A 19,816-nucleotide genomic window follows, 5' to 3' on the forward strand; every position below is an offset into this window, starting at 1 on the left:
TCTCGTCAGGAGCCTCCACCGCTACAAGCTCAAGTGCACTTCAGGTCAAGGGGATATTGCAAGTCATATCTTGATTAATGCTCTTCGCCGCCCTCCCTTTCCCTGTCATTGCCGGGCTTGACCCGGCAATCCAGAAGGTGTCGACGCTCTCTGGATGCCCGGGGCAAGCCCGGGCATGACAATGTGACAAAGGGGGAGCGGTGACCCTACCCCCAGACCTCGCGGGCGATCTCGACGATCATCGCCAGCTTGGCCCACTGCTCGTCCTCGGCCAGGGTGTTGCCCTCCTCGGTGCTGGCGAAGCCGCATTGCGGGCTGAGGGCGAGCTGGTCGAGGTCGACGAACTTCGCCGCCTCGTCGATCCGGCGCCGGATGTCGTCCTTCCGCTCCAGCGTGCCGGTCTTCGAGGTGACCAGGCCCAGCACCACGGTCTTGCCCTTGGGCAGGAAGCGCAGCGGTTCGAACCCGCCGGCGCGCTCGGTGTCCCATTCCATGAAATAGGCGTCGGCGCCGATCTGGTTGAACAGCCGCTCCGCCACCGGCTCGTAGCCGCCCGAGGCGATGAAGGTGGAGCGGAAATTGCCGCGGCAGAGATGCATGCTGATCACCATGTCCGCCGGCCGGTTGGCGATGGCGGCGTTCAGCATGCCGGCATAGATCTCGGGCTGCTTCACCGGGTCGTCGCCGCGCTCGGCCAGCATCCGCCGCTGCTCGGGGTCGCAGAGATAGGCGAAGCTGACATCGTCGAGCTGCAGGTAGCGGCAGCCTTCCGCCGCGAAGGCGGCCACCGCCGTGGCATAGGCCCGGCCGAGATCGGCGTAGAACTCCTCCATGTCGGGGTAGACCGCGGGGTCGATCACCTGCCGGCCGCCGCGATAGTGCAGCATGCTGGGCGACGGGATGGTCATCTTCGGCACGCGGGATGTGTTCGCCTTCAGGAAGCGGAAATGGTCCAGCATCGGGTGGCCGGAAAAGCCCAGCGGGCCTGTGACGCGGATGCCCTTCGGCTTCAGCTGGGCGCCCTGGAACTGCACGCCATGGTCCATCCAGAAGCCCTCGACGCCGTCGAGATGCTCCAGGAAGTCGTAGTGCCAGAAGGCGCGGCGGAACTCGCCGTCGGTCACGGCCTGCAGGCCGATCTCCTCCTGCTTCCGCACCAGCGTGCGGATCTCCTGGTCCTCGACCGCGCGCAGCTCCCCGGCCGAGATCGCGCCGCGCTCATGCTGCTCGCGGGCGGCCTTGAGCGGCGCGGTGCGCAGCAGGCTGCCGACCATGTCGGCGCGGAAGGGTGGGGTCTGGCGCGGCATAGGGGTCTCCTCCTCGGGTGGCACTTACTTTTATTGTCATCCTCGGGCTCGACCCGAGGATCCAGGGGCTTCCCAGAGCAGCTCTCGGTGGCCCCTGGATGCCACGGTCAAGCCGTGGCATGACAATCGGTGAACCTACGGCGCGGCACGGGCCAGCCCCTTGCGGGTGACGCCGAGATGGCGGTCCAGCGCGGCGTCGTCGGCCTTCAGCGCGGCGCTGGGCGCGGCATGGACGATGGCGCCGCGCTCCAGGATCACGGCGTGGTCGGTGACCGACAGGATCTTGCGGGCATGCTGCTCGACCACGATGGCCGCGACGCCCTCGTCACGCAGGATGCGCTTCAGCGCGGCCAGCAGCTCCTCGACGATGATCGGCGCCAGGCCTTCGGTCGGCTCGTCCAGCAGCAGCAGCTTCGGGTTCAGCATCAGGGCGCGGGCGATCGCCAGCATCTGCTGCTCGCCGCCCGATAGTTGGCCACCCAGGTTGCGCCGCCGCTCCTTCAGCCGCGGGAACATCGAATAGGCCCGCTCGGGCGTCCACGGGCCCGGCCGGGCCACCGCGGTCATGTTCTCCTCGACCGTCAGCGACTTGAAGATGTTGCGCTCCTGCGGCACCCAGCCGATGCCGGCCAGCGCCCGGTCCTCCGGCCGCGCCCGGGTCAGGTCGCGGCCGGCCAGGGTGACGGTGCCGCCCATCCGGCGGGTGACGCCGATGATGCTGTTCAGCAGCGTGGTCTTGCCGGTGCCGTTGCGGCCCAGCAGGGCCAGGGCCTCGCCCTCGGCCACGGCCAGCGACACGTCGGTGACGACCACGGCCTCGCCATAGCCGGCGACCAGGTCGCGCACGACCAGCAGTTCAGTCATCCACCGCCTCCCCGAGATAGACGGCGCGCACCTGCGGGTCGGCGGCGATGGCGTCGGGCGTGCCCTCGGTCAGCAGCGTGCCGTTGACCAGGACCGAGATGCGGTCGGCGAAGCTGAACACCAGGTCCATGTCGTGCTCGATCAGCAGCACCGACACATCCTTCGGCAGCTCGGCGATGGTGGCCAGCAGCTCGTGCCGTTCCGCCTCCGGCACGCCGGCCGCCGGCTCGTCCAGCAGCAGCACGCGCGGGCGGCAGGCGAAGGCGGTGGCGATCTCCAGCAGCCGCTGCTTGCCATAGGCCAGGGTGGCGGTGCGCTCGTGCAGCACGTCCGCCAGGCGGAAGCGGTCGGCGATCTCCTGGATCTCATCCGTCACATCGGCCTTGCCGCCGGCGACGCGCCACCAGTCGCCGCCGCTGCCCATGCGCTCGGACACCGCCATGCCGATGGTGTCCAGCGGCGTGATGGTGGCGAACAACTGGTTGATCTGGAAGGTGCGGGCCAGGCCGCGCCGGACCCGCAGATGCGGCTTCAGCCCGGTGATGTCCTCGCCGGTCAGCAGCACCCGGCCGGCGCTGGGCGCCAGCACCCCGGTCAGCAGGTTGACGAAGGTGGTCTTGCCGGCACCGTTCGGGCCGATCAGCGCATGCCGGGCGCCGACCTCGATCCGCAGCGACACGTCGTTGGTGGCGACCAGCCCGCCGAAGCGCTTCTGCAGGCCGATGGTCTCCAGCGCCGCGGTCATCGCTCACCTCCAAGGCGGGGGCCGCCTCCGAAGCGGGACAGCAGTGCCGTGACCGGCCAGCGCAAGCCCTGCACCAGCCGGTCGCGGCCGACCAGCACCAGCAGCACCAGGAACGCGCCCAGCCAGAACGACCAGTATTGCGGCGTGATGCCGGCGATCCAGTCCTGCAGGAAGCGGAACAGCACGGCACCGACCGGCCCGCCATACAGGTATCCGGCGCCGCCGATCACCAGCACCAGCAGCACATCGGCCGAACGGTGGAAGTCGAACACGTCGAGCGAGACGAACTGCGTGGTCTGGGCCAGCAGCGCCCCGGCCACCGCGGCATAGGCGGCCGACAGGGTGTAGATGCCGACCAGCCGCCGCGCCACCGGCACGCCGATCGCCCCGGCGCGCAGCGGGTTGTCGCGGATCGCCCGCAGCGACAGGCCGAAGGGCGAATGCACCAGCCGCCGGGCGGCCAGGAACAGCACGAACAGCACCGCCAGGCTGTAGCCATAGGCGGTCTGGCCGTAGAGATCGAACTCGAACAGGCCGAGCACCGGGCCGACCACCATGCCGTTCAGCCCGTCGGCGCCGCCGGTCAGGCCGGCCGCCTGGTTGGCAATTTCGAACAGCAGCAGCGAGACGCCGAGCGTCACCATCAGCCGGGTGAGGTCCGAGCCGCGCAACACCAGGAAGCTGGTGACGAAGCCCAGCGCCGCGCCCACCACGGCGGCGGCAGCCAAGCCCAGCGCCGGCTCGCCGGCGACATGCACGGCCAGCAGGCCGGCGACATAGGCGCCGGTGCCGAAGAAGGCGGCATGGCCGAGCGAGACGATGCCGGCATAGCCCAGGATCAGGTCGAGCGAGAGCGCGAACAGCGCCAGGATCGCGATCTCATTCAGGATCAGATACTGGTCCGGCAGCCCGAACAGGGCGGCCAGCGCCGCCAGCCAGAACAGGATCTCGGGCCAGCGCCAGCGGGCGCGCGACGCGGCCGGGCGGATCGTTGCCGCAGCGGGCAGGGGCGTATCGGTCATCGCGTGCCACCGCGTGCGAACAGGCCCTGCGGCCGCAGGATCAGCACCACGATCATCACGGTGTAGATGACGAAGGAGCCGAAGGCGGGGACGTAGTATTTGCCGGCGACGTCGGCGATGCCCAGCAGCAGGGCGGCCAGGAACGGCCCGGTCAGGCTGGAGGTGCCGCCGACGGTCACCACGATCAGGAAATAGATCATGTATTTCAGCGGGAAGGTCGGGTCGACGCCCAGGATCTCCGCCCCCAGCGCGCCGCCGAGGCCGGCGAGACCGCTGCCGACGGCGAAGGTGGCGGCGAAGATCATGTCGACCCGGATGCCCAGGCCGCGGGCGGCGCGCGGATCGTCCACCGCGGCGCGCAGCCGGCTGCCGAAGCGGGTGCGGGCCAGCACGGCCTGCAGCGCCAGCACCAGCACGCCGCAGATCACGATGATCAGGGCGCGGTAGATGCCGATGCCGACGCCCAGCACCTCGACCCGGCCGCGGAGATAGCCGGGCAGCTGGATGATCTGCTGCTCCGACCCCATCAGATAGTCGGCGGCGGCGACGGCCATGAACACCAGCCCGATCGAGAACAGCACCTGGTCCAGCGGGCTGCGGCGATACAGCTGCCGGTACAGCGTCCGCTCCAGCACCAGCCCAGCCAGCGCCGCCGCGGCGAAGGCGGCGGGCAGGCACAGGAAGAACGGCACCTGCCAGCGGCTCATCAGGATGGCGGTGACATAGCCGCCCAGCATGGCGAAGGCGCCATGCGCCAGGTTGATGAAGTTCATCAGCCCCAGCGTCACCGACAGGCCGCAGGCCAGCACGAACAGCAGCATGCCGTAGGCGATGCCGTCGAACAGGATGGTCGCCATGGCGGGCCTACTTCGCGGCCTTGACCGGGTCCTTCACCGCCTCGATGGTCGCGAATTCGACATTGTACAGGGCGCCGTCCTTCTGCTCGACCTTGCGGACATAGACGTTCTGGACGATGTCGCGGGTGTCGGGGTCGATCGAGATCGGGCCGCGCACGCTGGTCCAGCTCATGCCCTTCATGGCGTCGAGCAGGCCCTGGCCGTCGGTGGCGCCGCCGGTCTTCTTCAGCGCCTCGTAGATCAGGTGCATGCCGTCATAGCCGCCGACCGCCATGAAGTTCGGCCGCAGCCCGTTGTTGGCGGCCAGGAACGCGGCGACGAAGGCCTTGTTTTCCGGGCTGTCATGGGCGGCGGAATAGTGGTGGGTGGTGATGGTGCCCAGCGCCACGTCGCCGATCCTGTCCAGCTGCTCGTCATCGGTGACGTCGCCGGTCGCGATCAGGCGGATGCCGGACTTGTCCAGCCCGCGCTCGACGAACTGCTTCATGAAGATGGCGCCGAAGCCGGACGGCACGAACACGAACACCGCATCCGGCTTGGCGTCGGCGACGCGCTGCAGGAACGGCGCGAAATCCGGGTTCTTCAGCGGCACCTGCAGCTGCTCGGTCACCGTGCCGCCGGCCTTGCCGAAGCGTTCGGCGAAGGCCTTCTGCGCGTCCAGGCCGGGGCCGTAGTCGCTGACCAGCGTGACCACCGTCTTGATGCCGTTCTGCGCCGCCCAGTCGGCCAGCGGCACCGTCACCTGCGGCAGGGTGAAGCTGGTGCGGACGATGAAGGGCGACGCCTCGGTGGTCGCCGCGGTGGCGGCGGCCATGATCACCTGCGGCACCTTGGCCTGGGTCGAGATCGGCGCCACGGCGGCGGCCAGCGGGGTCAGGCCGAAGCCGGCCAGCACCGCCACCTTGTCCTTCACCACCAGCTCCTGCGCCAGGCGCTTGGTGACGTCGGCGACACCGGTGTCGTCCTTGACGATCAGCTCGATGGTCTTGCCGGCGACGGTGGCGCCGTTCTGCTGCATGTACAGCCGGGCCGCGGCCTCGATCTCCCGCCCGGTGGAGGCGGAGGGGCCGGTCATCGGCAGGATCAGGCCGATCCTGACCGTCTCCTGCGCCAGCGCCGGCAGCGGGGCCAGCAGGATCGCGGCCAGGGCCGCGGCGGTGAGATGGCGTCGACGCATCATGGTCCTCCCTGTTCTGGTGTGTGGCGGGTTTCTCCCGCCGCTGGATCAGTTGTCTTCGATCATGCTCTTGCTGCGGCTGTCCGGCATCAGGATGGCGACGATGAAGGCGATGGCGCACAGGGCGGTGACGTACCAGGCGAACCAGCCCTCGATCCCGGCATCCTTCAGCCACAGCGCCACATACTCGGCGCTGCCCCCGAAGACGGCGTTGGCGATGGCGTAGGACAGGCCGACGCCCAGGGCGCGGCAGCTCATCGGGAACATCTCGGCCTTCACCAGCCCGCTGATCGCCGTGTAGAAGCTGACCGCGGCCAGCCCGCACAGGATCAGCCCGAAGGCGGCGAAGGGGTTGGTCACCGTGCCGATGGCGCCCAGCAGCGGCACCGTGCTCAGCGTGGTCAGCAGGCCGAAGGCCAGCATGTTGTTGCGCCGGCCGATGCGGTCGGACAGGGCGCCGAACAGCGGCTGCACCACCATGTAGACGAACAGCACCGCGGTCATCACCAGGCTCACCGTGCTGGTGGCCATATGGGCGGTGTTGACCAGGTATTTCTGCATGTAGGTGGTGTAGGTGTAGAAGATCAGCGACCCGCCGGCGGTGAAGCCCAGCACCGTCATGAAGGCCCGCGGGTGCTGCAGCAGGGCCCGGATGGTGCCGGCATCCTTGGACTTGCGGACGTCCTCCGAACTGGTCTCGATCAGCGACCGGCGCAGATACAGCGCGACGACGGCGGCGACCGCCCCGATCACGAAGGGAACGCGCCAGCCCCAGGCCCGGATCTCGTCGCCGGACAGGGTCAGTTCCAGCACCACCACGACCAGGCTTGCCAGCAGCTGGCCGCCGATCAGCGTGACGTATTGGAAGGAGGCGAGGAAGCCGCGGTTTCCGCGCGCCGCCACCTCGCTCATATAGGTGGCGCTGGTGCCGTATTCGCCGCCGACCGACAGCCCCTGCACCAGGCGGGCCAGCAGCAGCAGGACCCCCGCCGCGGTGCCGATGGTGTCGTAGGTCGGCAGCACCGCGATCGCCAGCGACCCGGCGCACATCATCAGCACCGACAGCACCATCGAGGTGCGGCGGCCGTGCCGGTCGGCGATGCGGCCGAACACCCAGCTGCCGATCGGCCGCATCAGGAAGCCGACGGCGAAGATGCCCGCGGTGGCCAGCAGCTGGCTGGTGCGGTCGCCCTTGGGGAAGAAGGCGCCGGCGAAATAGATCGAGGTGAAGGCGTAGGTGTAGAAGTCGTACCACTCGACCAGGTTGCCGGACGAGCTGCCGACGATGGCGAAGATCCGGCCGCGGGTGCTGAGCGCGGCGACGGCGGCATTCTGGATCGGTGCCGTCAGCGGCCGGTCTTCGGGGATGGATGCGACCATGCGGGTGTCCTTCGCCTCGTCACGCCATTGCGGGTCGGGGCAAGCGCGGGGCCGGGCCATGGCCCGCCGCGGCACAGGTCGCCGGAAGGGTGACGGTCTTCGCCATCCCGGACGCTTCCCCCATCTTTCCTGCGTTTTTTCTACCCTGCTGTCTTGTGCCGGGGCGTGGATCGGGTCAAGGATCGGTTCGCAGAACGGATGCCTTGTTCGCAAAACGAACAAATGGGGAGGAGCCACTCTGCAGCGAACCGAGCAGGTGCTGTCGTTCCGCAAGGGGCTGGACGTGATCCGCAGCTTCGGCGCGGGGCACCGTCGCCAGACCATCACCGAGGCGGCTTCCCGCACCGGCCTGACCCGGGCGGCCGCCCGGCGCTTCCTGCTGACCCTGTGCGAGGCCGGCTATGCCCGCAGCGACGGCAAGCATTTCGAGCTGACCCCAGCGATCCTGACCATTGGCCACAGCTTCCTGTCGGGGATGGGCGAGCTGGAGCGGGTGCGCGACGCGCTGCTGGAGCTGACGCGTCGCCTCGGCGAATCCTCCTCCGCCGCCATGCTTGACGGCACAGCCATCACCTATGTTGCGCGGTCGCCGGCGCCGCACCGGATCATGACGGTCGGGCTGGGCGTCGGCACCCGCCTGCCGGCGCATGCCACCTCGATGGGCCAGGCGCTGCTGGCGACGCTGCATCCGCGTGAGCTGGAACGCTATTTCGAGGCGGCGGTGCTGGAGCGGTTCACCGCGCACACGTTGACGAGCCGGACCGAACTGGCCGCCCGGCTTGCCGAGATCCGCACCCGCGGCTACGCGCTGGTGTCGGAGGAGCTGGAGGCGGGGCTGTGTTCGATCGCGGTGGCGGTGCCCGGCGGCATCTCGGCCGGCAGCCTGGCGATCAACCTCAGCGCCCCGGCGTCGCGGGTGGGGGCGGTGGAGATGCAGGCCCGCTTCCTGCCGGCGCTGCAGGAGGCGGCGCGCGCCATCGTCCTGGCAGTGCCTCGGAGCTAAAGCCTGTGCCGGCGGTCCAGCACATGGGCGTAGAGGCCGCCATCGGCCGGAATGTTGGCACCGCGGATCCAGGCCGAGGCATCGGACAGCAGGAAGCCGACCACGGGGGCGATGTCCTCCGGCCGGCCGGCCCGGTCCATCACCGCCATGTCCTGTTCGGCCCGGGCACCCAGCGTCGCCACGAAATCCTTCAGAATCGGCGTGTCGACCGGGCCGGGGCTGACGGCGTTCATGCGGATGCCGCGGTCGCGCCAGGTCCAGCGGTGCCGCAGGGTCCAGGCGATCAGCGCTTCCTTGGAGAAGAAATAGCTGCGGGCGCCGGCGATGCCGTGGTCCCGGCAGAACGCCTCCACGTCTTCGAACGCAAGGTCTTGGCTGGCGCGCACGGCCGGCAGCGCCTCGGCCCAGTCCAGCCCGGCCAGCGAGGCCAGGTTCACGATGGCGGCGCCGTCGGCCAGATTCGGCACCAGTCGGGTGGTCAGGTGCTTCAGCCCGACGAAGTTGACCCGCAGCACCTCCGCCGCCGGCCGGGTCGGCGGCAGGCCGGCGATGTTGGCCAGGCCATGGGCGCCGGCGGGCAGCGCCGCGACCAGGGCGTCGATCGACGCGCGGTCGGACAGGTCGGCCGCGAAGAACGCGTCGACCGGGTCGGCGGGTTGGTGGCGGTCGACCGCGATCACCCGGCCGCCCCAGGCCTGCACCAGCCGGGCCGTCGCGGCGCCGATGCCGGAGGCAGCACCCGTGACGATGATGGTCTTGCCGGTCAGCATGCTCGGGGCCCCGTCGCGATCAAGGCCCTTCCATAGCACTCGCGGCCGTCGACCTCACCCCATCACGATGGCGCCGTTCTCGACCCGGACCGGGATGGCGTCGAGGCCGCAATCGGCGGGGCCGGAGACGGGGCGGCCGTCATCGGCGTCGAACTCGGCGAAGTGGTTGGAGCAGACCAGGCGGGCACCGTCCTCGCTCAGCAGGCTGCCGCCGCGCCAGCTCAGCGGCAGCCAGTTGTGCGGGCAGGCGTCGAGGAAGGCGCGCACCGCGTCGCCGTGGCGGACCAGCAGCATCGAGAACACGCGCCGTCCGCTTCCGAAGGACAGCACGCGGACGCCGGGATCCTCGATCTCGTCCACCCGCCCCAGCGCGGTGCCGGGCGCCGGGGCCTGCGGGTGCCGGCGCCAGGCCGGCCCCGCCTCCGGCGCGAAGGGGTTGCCGTTCACGCCGCGTCGCTGTCGGCCGACAGCACGCCGCGCCGGATCTGGTCCTCCTCGATGCTCTCGAACAGGGCGCGGAAATTGCCCTCGCCGAAGCCGTCATCGCCCTTGCGCTGGATGAACTCGAAGAAGATCGGGCCGATCACGGTCTGCGAGAAGATCTGCAGCAGGGTCTTGGTGTAGCCGCCCTCGACCACGCCTTCACCGTCGATCAGGATGCCCAGGTCGCGCAGCTTTTCCACCGGCTCGCCATGCTTGGGCAGCCGGTCGGCGATCTTCTCGTAATAGGTGTCGGGCGGGGCCGGCATGAAGGCCAGGCCGTTGTCGGCCAGCTGGCTGACCGAGGCATAGATGTCGCGGCTGCCCATGGCGACATGCTGGATGCCCTCGCCTTTGTATGCCCGCAGATATTCCTCGATCTGGCTCTTCTCATCCGCGCTTTCGTTGATCGGGATGCGGATCTTGCCGTCCGGGCTGGTCAGGGCGCGCGAGAACAGCCCGGTCATCTTGCCGTTGATGTCGAAGTAGCGGATCTGCCGGAAGTTGAAGAGCCTGGTGTAGAAGCCGGTCCAGACATCCATCTGGCCGCGATGGACGTTGTGGGTCAGGTGGTCGAGATAGTAGAGGCCGGCGGCCTCCGGGTGCGGCTCGGCCTCGCCGGTCCACTCGAAGTCGACATCGTAGATCGAGCCCTTGGCGCCATAGCGGTCGACGAAATACAGCAGCGACCCGCCGATGCCCTCGATCGCCGGGATCTGCAGTTCGCCGGCATTGACCCGGCTCTCGACCGGCTTGGCACCCAGCGCCACCGCGCGCCGGAAGGCGTGCCCGGCATCGGCGACGCGGAAGGCCATGGCGCAGGCGCAGGGGCCGTGCTTGCGGGCGAAGTCGCTGGCGAAGCTGTCGGGCTCGGCATTGACGATGAAGTTGATGTCGCCCTGGCGGTACAGCGTCACCCGCTTGGACTTGTGCCGCGCCACCGGGGCGAAGCCCATGGTCTCGAACAGCGCGCCCAGCTTCTCCGGCTCGGCGGAGGCGTATTCGACGAATTCGAAGCCGTCCGTGCCCATCGGGTTGGCCTCGGTGATCTCGGCCGGCGGCGCGTCGTGCGGATAGGGGCCCATCGGGTGCTCCTGGCGTGGCGGATCTTCCAGGATGATACCAGCGCCGACGTGGGCGTTCCGTGCGAAAGCGGGTCGCGCGGCAGGTTGTCCTGCTCGGTTTGCGCATGGATGGGCAGGTTTTTGCAGGAAGATGGCACAGATGACGAAGCCATCCTTCCCTTATTGTCATTGCCCGGCTTGACCGGGCAATCCAGGGGCTTTCGAGAGCGCTGCCTGCCGGCCCCTGGATGCCACCCCTCGGACTTGATCCGGGGCAAGCCGTGGCATGACAATTGAGGGAGGCGGCCCCAAAAAGCATCAGGGGCCGCCGGATCGCTCCGGCAGCCCCTTGGCATTCCATCGCCGGCGGCAGCGCCGCCCTGCGCTTACTTCTCGACGAAGGCCTTCTCGATGACGTAGTGGCCGGGCTCGCCGTGGTTGCCCTCGCTGAAGCCGCTGCCCTCGAGCATGATCTTGAGGTCGGCCAGCATCTGCGGGCTGCCGCACAGCATCACCCGGTCGTGCTCGGCTTCCAGCGCCGGCAGGCCGATGTCGGTGAAAAGCTGGCCCGAGGTGATCAGGTCGGTGATCCGGCCGCGGTTGCGGAACGGCTCGCGCGTCACGGTCGGGTAGTAGATCAGCTTGCTGCTGATCTCCTCGCCCAGGAACTCGTCCTGCGGCAGGTCCTTGGTGATCAGCTCGCCATAGGCCAGCTCGCTGACCTGGCGGCAGCCATGCAGCAGCACGACCTTCTCGAAGCGCTCATAGGTCTCGGGGTCGCGGATCAGGCTCATGAACGGCGCCAGGCCGGTGCCGGTGCCCATCAGGTACAGGTTGCGGCCGGGCAGCAGGTTGTCCAGCACCAGGGTGCCGGTGGCCTTGCGGCCGACGATGACCGGGTCGCCTTCCTTCAGATGCTGCAGGCGCGAGGTCAGCGGCCCGTTCTGCACCTTGATCGAGAAGAACTCGAGGCCGTCCTCGTAGTTCGGGCTGACCACGCTATAGGCGCGCAGCAGCGGCTTGCCCTCGACCTGGATCCCGATCATCGTGAACTGGCCGTTCTTGAACCGGAAGGTCGGGTCGCGCGTGGTCTTGAAGCTGAACAGCGTGTCGGTCCAATGGTGGACGCTCAGGACCCGCTCTTCGTAGAAATTGCTCACCGCTCGTGCTCCCTGACGCTCGTGCCCACGCGCAAGGCGCGGACTATGGCCCCGCGCGCGAAGCGCGGAATGTGACCGACGACCTCGTTCATGTCGATGCCGATACGACTTTTCGGCTGCGACGAATTCGCAAGGCACCCTTGCTTGGGTGATTTATTGTTTGTATACAAACAATAAATACGGGCGATCGGCCGTAATGTCAATCGCTCACGACAGGTGAAGGCAGCCCGGCACGGGCGCAGCGATCAAAAGGAACGTCCCATGGCGCATGACGAGCCGCAGAAGCCGGCCGGCCCGGCCAAGCTGGTGATCCGCAACATCGGCCTGCTGCTGAGCGGCAAGCTGGAGGCGCCGATCCTCGACGCCGACACCGTGGTCGCGATCGACGGCCGCATCGCCGCCATCGGGCGCGAGAAGGATGTCGACACCGAAGGCGCCACCACCGTGATCGACGCCCATGGCACCACGCTGGCGCCCGGCCTGATCGACAGCCACGTCCACCCTGTCATCGGCGACTGGACGCCGCGGCAGAACCAGATCGGCTGGATCGACAGCAGCCTGCATGGCGGCGTCACCACCATGATCTCGGCCGGCGAGGTGCATCTGCCCGGCCGGCCGCGCGACATCGTCGGGCTGAAGGCGCTGGCGATCACGGCGCAGCGCAGCTTCTCCGCCTTCCGCCCCTCCGGCGTGAAGCTCCATGCCGGCGCGCCGGTGATCGAGCACGAGATGGAGGAGCAGGACTTCAAGGATTTGGCCGATGCCGGCGTCACCCTCTTGGGCGAGATCGGCCTGGGCGGGGTCAAGGACGGCCCGACCGCCAACCGCATGGTCGGCTGGGCCCGCAAATACGGGATCCAGAGCACGATCCACACCGGCGGCCCCTCGATCCCCGGTTCCGGCCTGATCGACAAGGACGTGGTGCTGGAGACCGACGCCGACGTCGTCGGCCACATCAATGGCGGCCACACCGCCCTGCCGGACGGCCAGATCCGCTGCATCTGCGAGGGCTGCAAGCGCGGGCTGGAACTGGTGCATAACGGCAATGAGCGGGCGGCGCTGTTCACCATGCGCACGGCCAAGGAGATGGGGCAGCTCGACCGCGTCATCCTCGGCACCGACGCGCCGGCCGGCTCCGGCGTGCAGCCCCTGGGCATCCTGCGCATGGTGTCGATGCTGTCGTCGCTGGGCGGGGTGGCGGCCGAAACCGCCTTCTGCTTCGCCACCGGCAACACCGCGCGGATGCGCAAGCTCGACGCCGGCATCATCGAAACCGGCTGGTCGGCCGATTTCGTGTTCCTGGATACGGCGCAGCATTCCGCCGGCACGTCGATGCTGGAAAGCGTGCAGCTGGGCGACCTGCCGGGCGTCGGCATGACCGTGATCGACGGCGTGGTGCGCAGCCAGCGCAGCCGCAACACCCCGCCGGCGACCCGGGTGCCCGTGGTCGTTAAGGGGTAGGGACCCCTCTTACAGCACGAAGTCGGCGGCGGTCAGCGCCGGAAAGGCGAAGACGTGGGCCAGGAAGTCGGCGCGCTGGTCGCCGTCCACATCCAGCCGGATCTGGACGTGGCCCCCGCCGCCGACCGGCACGATCAGCAGCTCGGCCCCGGCGCCGGTGAACCCGCCGGTGACGATGGTGAAGGCGGTGTCGCCATTGGCGGCATTGCCATCCGCGTCGATGGCGCCGAGGTCGATGATGTCGCCCTCGGCGGCTGAGAAGCCCGAAATCATGTCGCGGTTGCCGTTCGGCTCGGTGGGGACCGCATCGGTGACGGCGGTGAAGACATAGCGGTCCGCGCCCGCGCCGCCTTCCATGAAATCCTGGCCGGCGCCGCCGACCACGATGTCCGCGCCTTCATAGCCATAGAGATAGTCGTTGCCGCCGTTGCCGCGCAGCGTGTCGTCGCCGGCGCCGCCCGACAGGATGTCGAGATTCTGCGCCCCTTCCAGGATGTCGTCCCCACCCTCGCCGCTGAAGCTGTTCAACCCGCCCAGGCCGCGGAAGTGGTTGGCGTCGCCGTCGCCGCGCATCGAACAGCCCGCGATCCGGCTGCCCTCGATGATCTCGATGCCGCTGAGGTACTGGTCGCCCCGGGCGTCGCCGAAGGCGCGGCCCGGCTCGGTCAGGTCGACCGTCACGCCGGTCACGCTGCTGGCATAGCTGACGATGTCGATACCGTCGCCGCCGATGAAGCTGTCGGCACCGGCGCCGCCCTCCAGCACGTCGTCGCCGCCGCCGCCGTCCAGCAGGTCGGCGCCGCCCGCCCCGAACAGGGTGTCGCCATGGGCGCCGCCGGCCAGGCTGTCGGCGAAGCGGCTGCCGCGGATGATCTCGATGGCATCGCCGAAGCTGTCGCCCTCGGCGTCGCCGCCATGGTTCGCGCCGGTGCCGAGATCGACGGCGATGCCGGCCTGGCTGTGGGCATAGTCGACCGTGTCGGTGCCGATCCCGCCGGTGAAGACATCGGCGCCGGCGCCGCCCTGCAGGACATCGTCCCCGCCACCGCCCTGAAGGTCGTCGTCGCCGTCCAGCCCGTTCAGGCTGTCATCCGCGTCGCCGCCGGTCAGGCTGTCGCCGAACAGGCTGCCGTCCAGGATCTCGACCCGGTCGAAGAAGCGGTCGCCCTCGGCGAAGCCGCCATGGGCGGTGCCCGCGGCCAGATCGATGACCACCCCGGCGTCGCTGATGGCGTAGCTGACCCCGTCCTGGCCGGCGCCGCCGAGGAAGCTGTCGCCGCCCTGGCCGCCGCGCAGCAGGTCGTCGCCGCTGCCGCCGTCGAGATAATCCGCGCCGCTGCCGCCGTCGAGGATGTCGTCGCCGTCGAGGCCGCGCAGCGTGTCGTCTCCCGCCAGGCCGCGCAGGGCATTGGCGTTGCCGTCGCCGACGAGGCTGTCGTCGAACAGGCTGCCGCGCACGATCTCGAAGCTGTCGAGGGTGATGTCGCCCTCGGCGCCGCCATGGTTGAGGCCGGTGGTCAGGTTGACCGAGACCCCGCTGGCGCTGTCGCCGTAGTTCAGGATGTCGATGCCGTCGCCGCCGATGAAGGTGTCGGCCCCGAGCCCGCCATAGAGGTTGTCGTCGCCGGCCCCGCCTTCGAGCCAGTCGTCCCCGCCCAGCCCGCGCAGCAGGTCGTTGCCGCCGAGGCCGTAGAGGTTGTCGTTGCCAGTGTCGTCGCCGAACAGGCGGTCGTCGCCTTCGGTGCCCGGAATCGTCGTCATCTCTCCCCCTGTCGAGATCCGTGGTCGGTCCCGGCGTTCGCCCCGGGACATGCGTTGGCGGTCTGAATGCGAGGACCGCTGCTGATTTGAAATGCCGGTCGAAATCTTCTTACGGAGATCAGTCTAAAGATTTCAATCCAGCGAAGTCCATGAAATCTTGATGAAGCCCGGCGCAGCGGCAGGCTTGCGACGTTTGCCCGCGCAGTGGCGATCGCGGCCCATCGCCGGCGGCAACTGGCCTATCATATCCCTCATCCGGCGCCCCATGGCGGCGGTCGAACCGATCAGGCGGAGAGAAGCGATGAAGGTGATCAAGGCTGCGGCGCGGACCAGCAAGCCGGCGCCGGCCGACTATTTCACCGGCGCGGTGTGGATGAACGAGGTCGTGGTCGCCGACGGGCCCTCGCGGCTGAACGCGTCGCTTGTGACCTTCAGCCCGGGGGCCCGGACCAACTGGCACACCCATCCGATCGGCCAGCTGCTGTATGTCACCACGGGCATCGGCCAGGTGCAGAAGCGCGGCGAGCCGCCGATCCTGCTGCAGCCGGGCGACACCGTGGTGATCCCGCCGGATGTCGAGCATTGGCACGGCGCAGTGCCCAACCACGTCTTCGCCCACCTGGCGATGTGGGAGACCGAAGGCGCCGGCACGGTCTGGCTCGACCGGGTGTCCGACCTCGAGGCGGCGACCGTGCAGGCGATCCCGGCTTAGGCCGGCTCACTGTCGCTACGCCTCTCACTTGTCATGCCACGGTCAAGCCGGGCAATGACAATGAAAACCTAGCTCATTCCTGTGGAATCGCTCAGCCGGGCCGGGGAATGACGGCGGGGAAGCAGCCCGCTGCCGACCGCCTCAGCTCAGCTTGCGCAGCAGCGCGATCAGCTGGTTCCGCTCGGCATCGTCCAGCGGGGCCAGCGTCTCCTCGGTGATGCGCAGGGCGTTGGGCGCGGTGCGTTCGGCCAAGGCGTGGCCGGCGGGGCTCAGCGCCACCTCCAGCCGGCGGCCGTCTTCCGGGTCGGGGCGGGTCTCGATCAGCCCGCGCTTGCCCAGCCGGTCGACGACGCCCTTGATCGTCGCCGCATCCATCGCGGTGCGGCGGCCCAGCCGGTTCTGCGAGCAGGGGCCGCGCTCCTGCAGCTTGGCCAGCACCGCCCATTGCGTGGCGGTCAGGTCGTCGCCGATGCCGGCGGCGAACAGTGCGGCATGGCGCTGGCTGACCTGGCGCAGGATGAAGCCGATCTGGTCATCGAGATGGTAGGGGCCCTCGGGGGCCTTGCGCCGGCGGGTTGTCGAAGCATCAGGCCGGGGTGCGGAGACGGTCATCGCGGCTTCCTATCACACCGCGAGATAGGCGTCGCGGATCTCCGGCTGCGCCTCCAGCTCCGCCATGGTGCCGCCGAAGCGGATGCGGCCGCTCTCGATGATGTAGGCGCGGTCGCTGATCAGCCGGGCGAAATGCAGGTTCTGCTCGGACAGCAGGACGCTCAAGCCCTCGCGCTTCATCGCCAGGATGGCGTCGGCCATCTGCTCGACGATCTTCGGCGCCAGCCCCTCCGACGGCTCGTCCAGCAGCACCAGCGACGGGTTGCCCATCAGGGTGCGGGCGATGGTCAGCATCTGCTGCTCGCCGCCGCTCATCCGCCCGCCCAGCCGGCCGCGCATCTCGGCCAGGTTGGGGAACAGGGCGTACAGCCGCTCCGGCGTCCAGTCCGGCACGCCCGGCCGCGACGGCTGGCGGCCGACGGCCAGGTTCTCCTCCACCGTCAGGTCGGTGAAGATGCGCCGGTCCTCGGGCACATAGCCCAGCCCGGCACGGGCGATCTCATAGGTCGCGCGGGTCGAGATCTCGGCGCCGCCGAACTGGATGCGGCCCTCGCGCCGCGGCACCAGCCCGACCAGCGAGCGGAAGGTGGTGGATTTGCCGGCGCCGTTGCGGCCGAGGAAGGCGACCACCTCGCCGGCGCCGACCTCGAAGCCGACATCGAACAGGATGTGCGCCGGGCCGTAATGGGCGTTGAGGCCGGAGACGGTCAACATCACGCAGTCACCTCTTCCCGGTGCCGGGCGTCGTAGACCAGGCCGTCGCCGAGATAGACGGCGCGGACCTGCGGGTCGCGGCGCACCGTGTCGGGCGGGCCCTCGGCGATCAGCGCGCCGCGGTTCAGCACCATGATCCGGTCGGCATGCTCGAACACCACATCCATGTCGTGCTCGGTGAACAGCACGCCGATCCGGCGCTCCCGCGCGATGGTCGCGGTCAGGCGCATCAGCTCGACCCGCTCCTTCGGCGCCATGCCGGCGGTCGGCTCGTCCATCAGCAGCAGCTTCGGGTCGTTGGCCAGGGCGATCGACAGCTCCAGCCGCTTGACATCGCCATAGGCCAGCTCGCCGCAGGCCCGCCCGGCCGCGTCGCCCAGCCCGACGAGGTCGAGCAGCGCGTCGGCCTCGCCGCGATGGGCCCGGCCGGCAAAGCCGAAGCCGGCCAAACTCGTCGTGGATATGGGGCGGTGCGACAGCAGCGCGGTCTGCACATTCTCGCGCACCGTCATCGAGGCGAAGGTGGCGGCGATCTGGAAGGTGCGGCCGACGCCCAGGCGCCACACCCGGCGCGGGGCCAGCCCGGTGGTGTCGAGCCCCATCAGCCGGATGCGGCCGCCATCGGGCCGGATCTGGCCGTTCAGCATGTTGAAGCAGGTGCTCTTGCCGGCGCCGTTCGGGCCGATCAGGGCCAGGATCTCGCCGGCCTGCAGCGTGAAACCGACGCCGCGCACCGCCTGCACCCCGGCATAGGATTTGGCCAGGCCCTCGACCTGCAGCAGCGGCGGGCTCATTCCGCGGCCTCCATGGGGGATGCGGCGGCCGAAACCGAGGCGGCCCCCTTCCGCCGCCTTCCGCGGACCTCCTCGACGAAGCCGACCAGGCCCTTGGGGAAGGCCACGACCAGCAGCACGATGATGCCGCCCAGGATCAGCTTCGACAGGTCGGTCTGGCTGACCAGCCAGATCGCCAGCGCCTTGTAGACGATGGCGCCGACCACGGCGCCGGAGACGGTCTCGATGCCGCCCAGCAGCACCATCACCAGCCCGTCGATCGACACCGGGATGCCGAGATTGTCGGGGAAGACGCTGCCCTTGAGGAAGGCGAACATCGCCCCGGCCAGCCCGGCCATGGTGCCGGCGACCAGGAAGGCGACCCATTGCACCTTGGGCCGGCCGATGCCGATCGCCTCGGCCCGCTGGGGCGAATCCCGCACCCCGCGCAGGGCGTAGCCGAAGGGCGAGAAGGTCAGGATGCGCAGGGCGGCGATGCCGGCGGCGGCGACCGCCAGCGCCAGCCAGTAGAAGCCGGCGGGGCTGGAGGCCCAGGCGGACGGCCAGATCCCCAGCATGCCGTTGTCGCCGCCGGTGACCTCGACCCATTGGGTGGCGACCGACCAGGCGATCTGGGCGAAGGCGAGGGTCAGCATGGCGAAGTAGACGCCGGACAGCCGCACGCAGAAGGCGCCGAACAGGGCGGCGCCGAGCAGCCCGAACAGCGGGCCGGCCAGCAGCGCCGCCTCCATCGGCAGCCCCAGCGCCTTGACCGCGAAGGCCGCGCCATAGGTGCCGAGGCCGAAATAGGCGGCATGGCCGAAGGAGGCGAGGCCGCCGGTGGTCATCAGGAACTGCAGGCTGGCGGCGAACAGCGCGAAGATCGCGATCTCGGTGGCGACGGTCAGGGCATAGGCGCCGGCCACGGTCGGCAGCAGGGCTGCAGCCGCGACCACCACCAGCAGGACGATGCGCTCGGTCTTGCCGAAGGGCCGCCAGGGCCGCAGGCCGATGCCGACGGTGGGCCGCGCCGCCGCCTCCGGCTTGCCCAGCAGGCCCCAGGGCCGCACCACCAGCACGCAGGCCATCACCAGGAACACCAGCACCAGCGAGATGGTGGGGAAGACCAGGATGCCGAAGGCGTTCAGCTCCGACACCAGCACCGCGGCGATGAAGGCGCCGGGCACGCTGCCCAGGCCGCCGATCACCACCACGACGAAGACCTCGACGATGATGCGCAAATCCATGCCGTGGCTGACCGCGTCGCGCGGGATCTGCAGGGCGCCGCCCAGCCCGGCCAGGAAGACGCCGAGCGCGAAGACGCTGGTGAACAGCCATTTCTGGTTCACGCCCAGGGCGGCGACCATGTCGCGGTCCTGGGTCGCGGCGCGCACCAGCACGCCCCAGCGGGTGCGCCGGAACAAGAGCCACAGCAGGCCCAGCACCACGGGCCCGAGGATGATCAGGAACAAATCGTACAGCGGCAGCGGCTGGCCGAAGACCTGCACCGCGCCCTTCAGCCCCGGCGCCCGCCGGCCGACCAGATCCTCCGGCCCCCAGATCAGGACCACGAGGTCCTCGACCATCAGGGTGACGCCGAAGGTGGCCAGCAGCTGGAACAGCTCCGGCGCGCGGTAGATCCGGCGCAGCAGCACGATCTCCAAGAGCGCGCCCAGCACCGCGACAACCAGCGCGGCCAGCACCAGCGCGGCCCAGAAGCCGACGGCGCCCGACAGCCGCTCGGTCAGGGTGTAGGCGAGGTAGGCGCCCAGCATGTAGAAGGCGCCATGCGCGAAGTTCACGATCCGCGTCACGCCGAAGATGATCGACAGGCCGGACGCCACCAGGAACAGCGAAGCGGCGCTGGCCAGGCCGGTCAGGAACTGGGCGACGAGGAAATCCACCAAGCCTCTCCCGTTACTTGTTCTAGTCCCCCCTCCCCCTGCGGGAGGGG

General features: G+C 69.4%; 20 protein-coding genes. 3 read left to right on the forward strand and 17 right to left on the reverse strand.

The genetic code is table 11. The features are described from left to right. Positions 1–206: 206 nt before the first annotated feature. The 7 genes from E9232_RS32475 to E9232_RS32505 form a co-directional block, all read right to left on the reverse strand. Entirely contained in the window at positions 207–1,307 is a 1,101-nt protein-coding gene (locus tag E9232_RS32475; protein WP_309801408.1) for a 5-methyltetrahydropteroyltriglutamate--homocysteine S-methyltransferase, read from the reverse strand. Between the two features lie 135 nt (positions 1,308–1,442). Further along, positions 1,443–2,171, reverse strand: coding sequence for an ABC transporter ATP-binding protein (locus tag E9232_RS32480; RefSeq protein WP_309801409.1), 729 nt, complete (start codon positions 2,169–2,171; stop codon positions 1,443–1,445). Continuing rightward, the gene (locus E9232_RS32485) at positions 2,164–2,916 is read right to left on the reverse strand and encodes an ABC transporter ATP-binding protein (RefSeq protein WP_309801410.1); all 753 of its coding nucleotides are present in this window, start codon (positions 2,914–2,916) and stop codon (positions 2,164–2,166) included. The genes E9232_RS32480 and E9232_RS32485 overlap by 8 nt, the downstream gene beginning before the upstream one ends. Beyond that, positions 2,913–3,938, reverse strand: coding sequence for a branched-chain amino acid ABC transporter permease (locus tag E9232_RS32490; protein ID WP_309801411.1), 1,026 nt, complete (start codon positions 3,936–3,938; stop codon positions 2,913–2,915). The genes E9232_RS32485 and E9232_RS32490 overlap by 4 nt, the downstream gene beginning before the upstream one ends. Further along, a complete protein-coding gene (locus E9232_RS32495; RefSeq protein ID WP_309801412.1) occupies positions 3,935–4,795 on the reverse strand; it encodes a branched-chain amino acid ABC transporter permease in 861 nt (286 codons plus the stop codon). The genes E9232_RS32490 and E9232_RS32495 overlap by 4 nt, the downstream gene beginning before the upstream one ends. A gap of 7 nt (positions 4,796–4,802) precedes the next feature. Beyond that, positions 4,803–5,972: an ABC transporter substrate-binding protein gene (locus E9232_RS32500; RefSeq protein WP_309801413.1), complete on the reverse strand. Its 1,170-nt coding sequence runs from the start codon at positions 5,970–5,972 to the stop codon at positions 4,803–4,805. A 48-nt stretch (positions 5,973–6,020) separates the two neighbouring features. Further along, positions 6,021–7,352 (reverse strand): MFS family transporter, encoded by a 1,332-nt coding sequence (locus E9232_RS32505; RefSeq protein WP_309801414.1) that lies wholly within the window; start codon positions 7,350–7,352, stop codon positions 6,021–6,023. Positions 7,353–7,608: 256 nt separating this feature from the next. Here E9232_RS32505 and E9232_RS32510 point away from each other — a divergent pair, with 256 nt between their 5' ends. Further along, the gene (locus E9232_RS32510) at positions 7,609–8,355 is read left to right on the forward strand and encodes an IclR family transcriptional regulator domain-containing protein (RefSeq protein WP_309801415.1); all 747 of its coding nucleotides are present in this window, start codon (positions 7,609–7,611) and stop codon (positions 8,353–8,355) included. Here E9232_RS32510 and E9232_RS32515 read toward each other — a convergent pair. From E9232_RS32515 to E9232_RS32530, 4 genes are all read right to left on the reverse strand, one after another. Next, positions 8,352–9,125: a coniferyl-alcohol dehydrogenase gene (locus E9232_RS32515; protein ID WP_309801416.1), complete on the reverse strand. Its 774-nt coding sequence runs from the start codon at positions 9,123–9,125 to the stop codon at positions 8,352–8,354. The two genes, E9232_RS32510 and E9232_RS32515, sit on opposite strands and share 4 nt — an antisense overlap. A 54-nt stretch (positions 9,126–9,179) precedes the next feature. Continuing rightward, positions 9,180–9,572: a Rieske (2Fe-2S) protein gene (locus tag E9232_RS32520; protein ID WP_309801417.1), complete on the reverse strand. Its 393-nt coding sequence runs from the start codon at positions 9,570–9,572 to the stop codon at positions 9,180–9,182. Then, entirely contained in the window at positions 9,569–10,690 is a 1,122-nt protein-coding gene (gene hppD / locus E9232_RS32525) for a 4-hydroxyphenylpyruvate dioxygenase (RefSeq protein ID WP_309801418.1), read from the reverse strand. Before hppD ends, E9232_RS32520 begins: the two co-directional genes overlap by 4 nt. Positions 10,691–11,055: 365 nt before the next feature. Continuing rightward, positions 11,056–11,829 (reverse strand): ferredoxin--NADP reductase, encoded by a 774-nt coding sequence (locus E9232_RS32530; protein ID WP_309801419.1) that lies wholly within the window; start codon positions 11,827–11,829, stop codon positions 11,056–11,058. A 261-nt stretch (positions 11,830–12,090) separates the two neighbouring features. Between E9232_RS32530 and E9232_RS32535 the strand changes: the two genes are divergently transcribed. Then, positions 12,091–13,290, forward strand: a complete 1,200-nt coding sequence (locus E9232_RS32535) for an amidohydrolase family protein (RefSeq protein ID WP_309801420.1) — start codon at positions 12,091–12,093, stop codon at positions 13,288–13,290. Between the two features lie 9 nt (positions 13,291–13,299). On the opposite strand, the gene E9232_RS32540 is transcribed toward E9232_RS32535, so the two are convergent. Both E9232_RS32540 and E9232_RS32545 read right to left on the reverse strand, forming a co-directional pair. Then, the gene (locus tag E9232_RS32540) at positions 13,300–15,051 is read right to left on the reverse strand and encodes a calcium-binding protein (protein WP_309801421.1); all 1,752 of its coding nucleotides are present in this window, start codon (positions 15,049–15,051) and stop codon (positions 13,300–13,302) included. A 132-nt stretch (positions 15,052–15,183) separates the two neighbouring features. After that, positions 15,184–15,366 (reverse strand): hypothetical protein, encoded by a 183-nt coding sequence (locus tag E9232_RS32545; protein ID WP_309801422.1) that lies wholly within the window; start codon positions 15,364–15,366, stop codon positions 15,184–15,186. Here E9232_RS32545 and E9232_RS32550 point away from each other — a divergent pair. Continuing rightward, positions 15,353–15,763, forward strand: a complete 411-nt coding sequence (locus E9232_RS32550) for a (R)-mandelonitrile lyase (RefSeq protein WP_309801423.1) — start codon at positions 15,353–15,355, stop codon at positions 15,761–15,763. The genes E9232_RS32545 and E9232_RS32550 overlap by 14 nt on opposite strands. A gap of 141 nt (positions 15,764–15,904) precedes the next feature. Here the strand turns inward: E9232_RS32550 and E9232_RS32555 are convergent, their stop codons facing one another. Genes E9232_RS32555 through E9232_RS32570 form a run of 4 tightly spaced genes read right to left on the reverse strand, consistent with a single transcriptional unit; the run spans position 15,905 to position 19,766 of the window. Further along, complete coding sequence (locus E9232_RS32555; RefSeq protein ID WP_309801424.1) at positions 15,905–16,375, reverse strand: MarR family winged helix-turn-helix transcriptional regulator; 471 nt, start codon at positions 16,373–16,375, stop codon at positions 15,905–15,907. A 12-nt stretch (positions 16,376–16,387) separates the two neighbouring features. Then, on the reverse strand, positions 16,388–17,089 hold the full coding sequence (locus tag E9232_RS32560) for an ABC transporter ATP-binding protein (protein WP_309801484.1): 702 nt from the start codon (positions 17,087–17,089) through the stop codon (positions 16,388–16,390). Next, a complete protein-coding gene (locus tag E9232_RS32565; RefSeq protein ID WP_309801425.1) occupies positions 17,089–17,883 on the reverse strand; it encodes an ABC transporter ATP-binding protein in 795 nt (264 codons plus the stop codon). The genes E9232_RS32560 and E9232_RS32565 overlap by 1 nt, the downstream gene beginning before the upstream one ends. Continuing rightward, entirely contained in the window at positions 17,880–19,766 is a 1,887-nt protein-coding gene (locus tag E9232_RS32570) for an ABC transporter permease (RefSeq protein ID WP_309801426.1), read from the reverse strand. The genes E9232_RS32565 and E9232_RS32570 overlap by 4 nt, the downstream gene beginning before the upstream one ends. Between the last annotated feature and the right edge of the window lie 50 nt (positions 19,767–19,816).

This window comes from Inquilinus ginsengisoli (assembly GCF_031453975.1).
In the GTDB taxonomy this organism is placed as follows: Bacteria; Pseudomonadota; Alphaproteobacteria; order DSM-16000; family Inquilinaceae; genus Inquilinus; species Inquilinus ginsengisoli_A.

Coding starts and splice junctions, on each gene's coding strand:
- E9232_RS32565 (WP_309801425.1), bottom strand. CDS start 17,883: ATGAGCCCGCCGCTGCTGCAGGTCGAGGGCCTGGCCAAATCCTATGCC.
- E9232_RS32535 (WP_309801420.1), top strand. CDS start 12,091: ATGGCGCATGACGAGCCGCAGAAGCCGGCCGGCCCGGCCAAGCTGGTG.
- E9232_RS32485 (WP_309801410.1), bottom strand. CDS start 2,916: ATGACCGCGGCGCTGGAGACCATCGGCCTGCAGAAGCGCTTCGGCGGG.
- E9232_RS32560 (WP_309801484.1), bottom strand. CDS start 17,089: ATGTTGACCGTCTCCGGCCTCAACGCCCATTACGGCCCGGCGCACATC.
- E9232_RS32500 (WP_309801413.1), bottom strand. CDS start 5,972: ATGCGTCGACGCCATCTCACCGCCGCGGCCCTGGCCGCGATCCTGCTG.
- E9232_RS32540 (WP_309801421.1), bottom strand. CDS start 15,051: ATGACGACGATTCCGGGCACCGAAGGCGACGACCGCCTGTTCGGCGAC.
- hppD (WP_309801418.1), bottom strand. CDS start 10,690: ATGGGCCCCTATCCGCACGACGCGCCGCCGGCCGAGATCACCGAGGCC.
- E9232_RS32475 (WP_309801408.1), bottom strand. CDS start 1,307: ATGCCGCGCCAGACCCCACCCTTCCGCGCCGACATGGTCGGCAGCCTG.
- E9232_RS32480 (WP_309801409.1), bottom strand. CDS start 2,171: ATGACTGAACTGCTGGTCGTGCGCGACCTGGTCGCCGGCTATGGCGAG.
- E9232_RS32490 (WP_309801411.1), bottom strand. CDS start 3,938: ATGACCGATACGCCCCTGCCCGCTGCGGCAACGATCCGCCCGGCCGCG.
- E9232_RS32550 (WP_309801423.1), top strand. CDS start 15,353: ATGAAGGTGATCAAGGCTGCGGCGCGGACCAGCAAGCCGGCGCCGGCC.
- E9232_RS32505 (WP_309801414.1), bottom strand. CDS start 7,352: ATGGTCGCATCCATCCCCGAAGACCGGCCGCTGACGGCACCGATCCAG.
- E9232_RS32555 (WP_309801424.1), bottom strand. CDS start 16,375: ATGACCGTCTCCGCACCCCGGCCTGATGCTTCGACAACCCGCCGGCGC.
- E9232_RS32515 (WP_309801416.1), bottom strand. CDS start 9,125: ATGCTGACCGGCAAGACCATCATCGTCACGGGTGCTGCCTCCGGCATC.
- E9232_RS32495 (WP_309801412.1), bottom strand. CDS start 4,795: ATGGCGACCATCCTGTTCGACGGCATCGCCTACGGCATGCTGCTGTTC.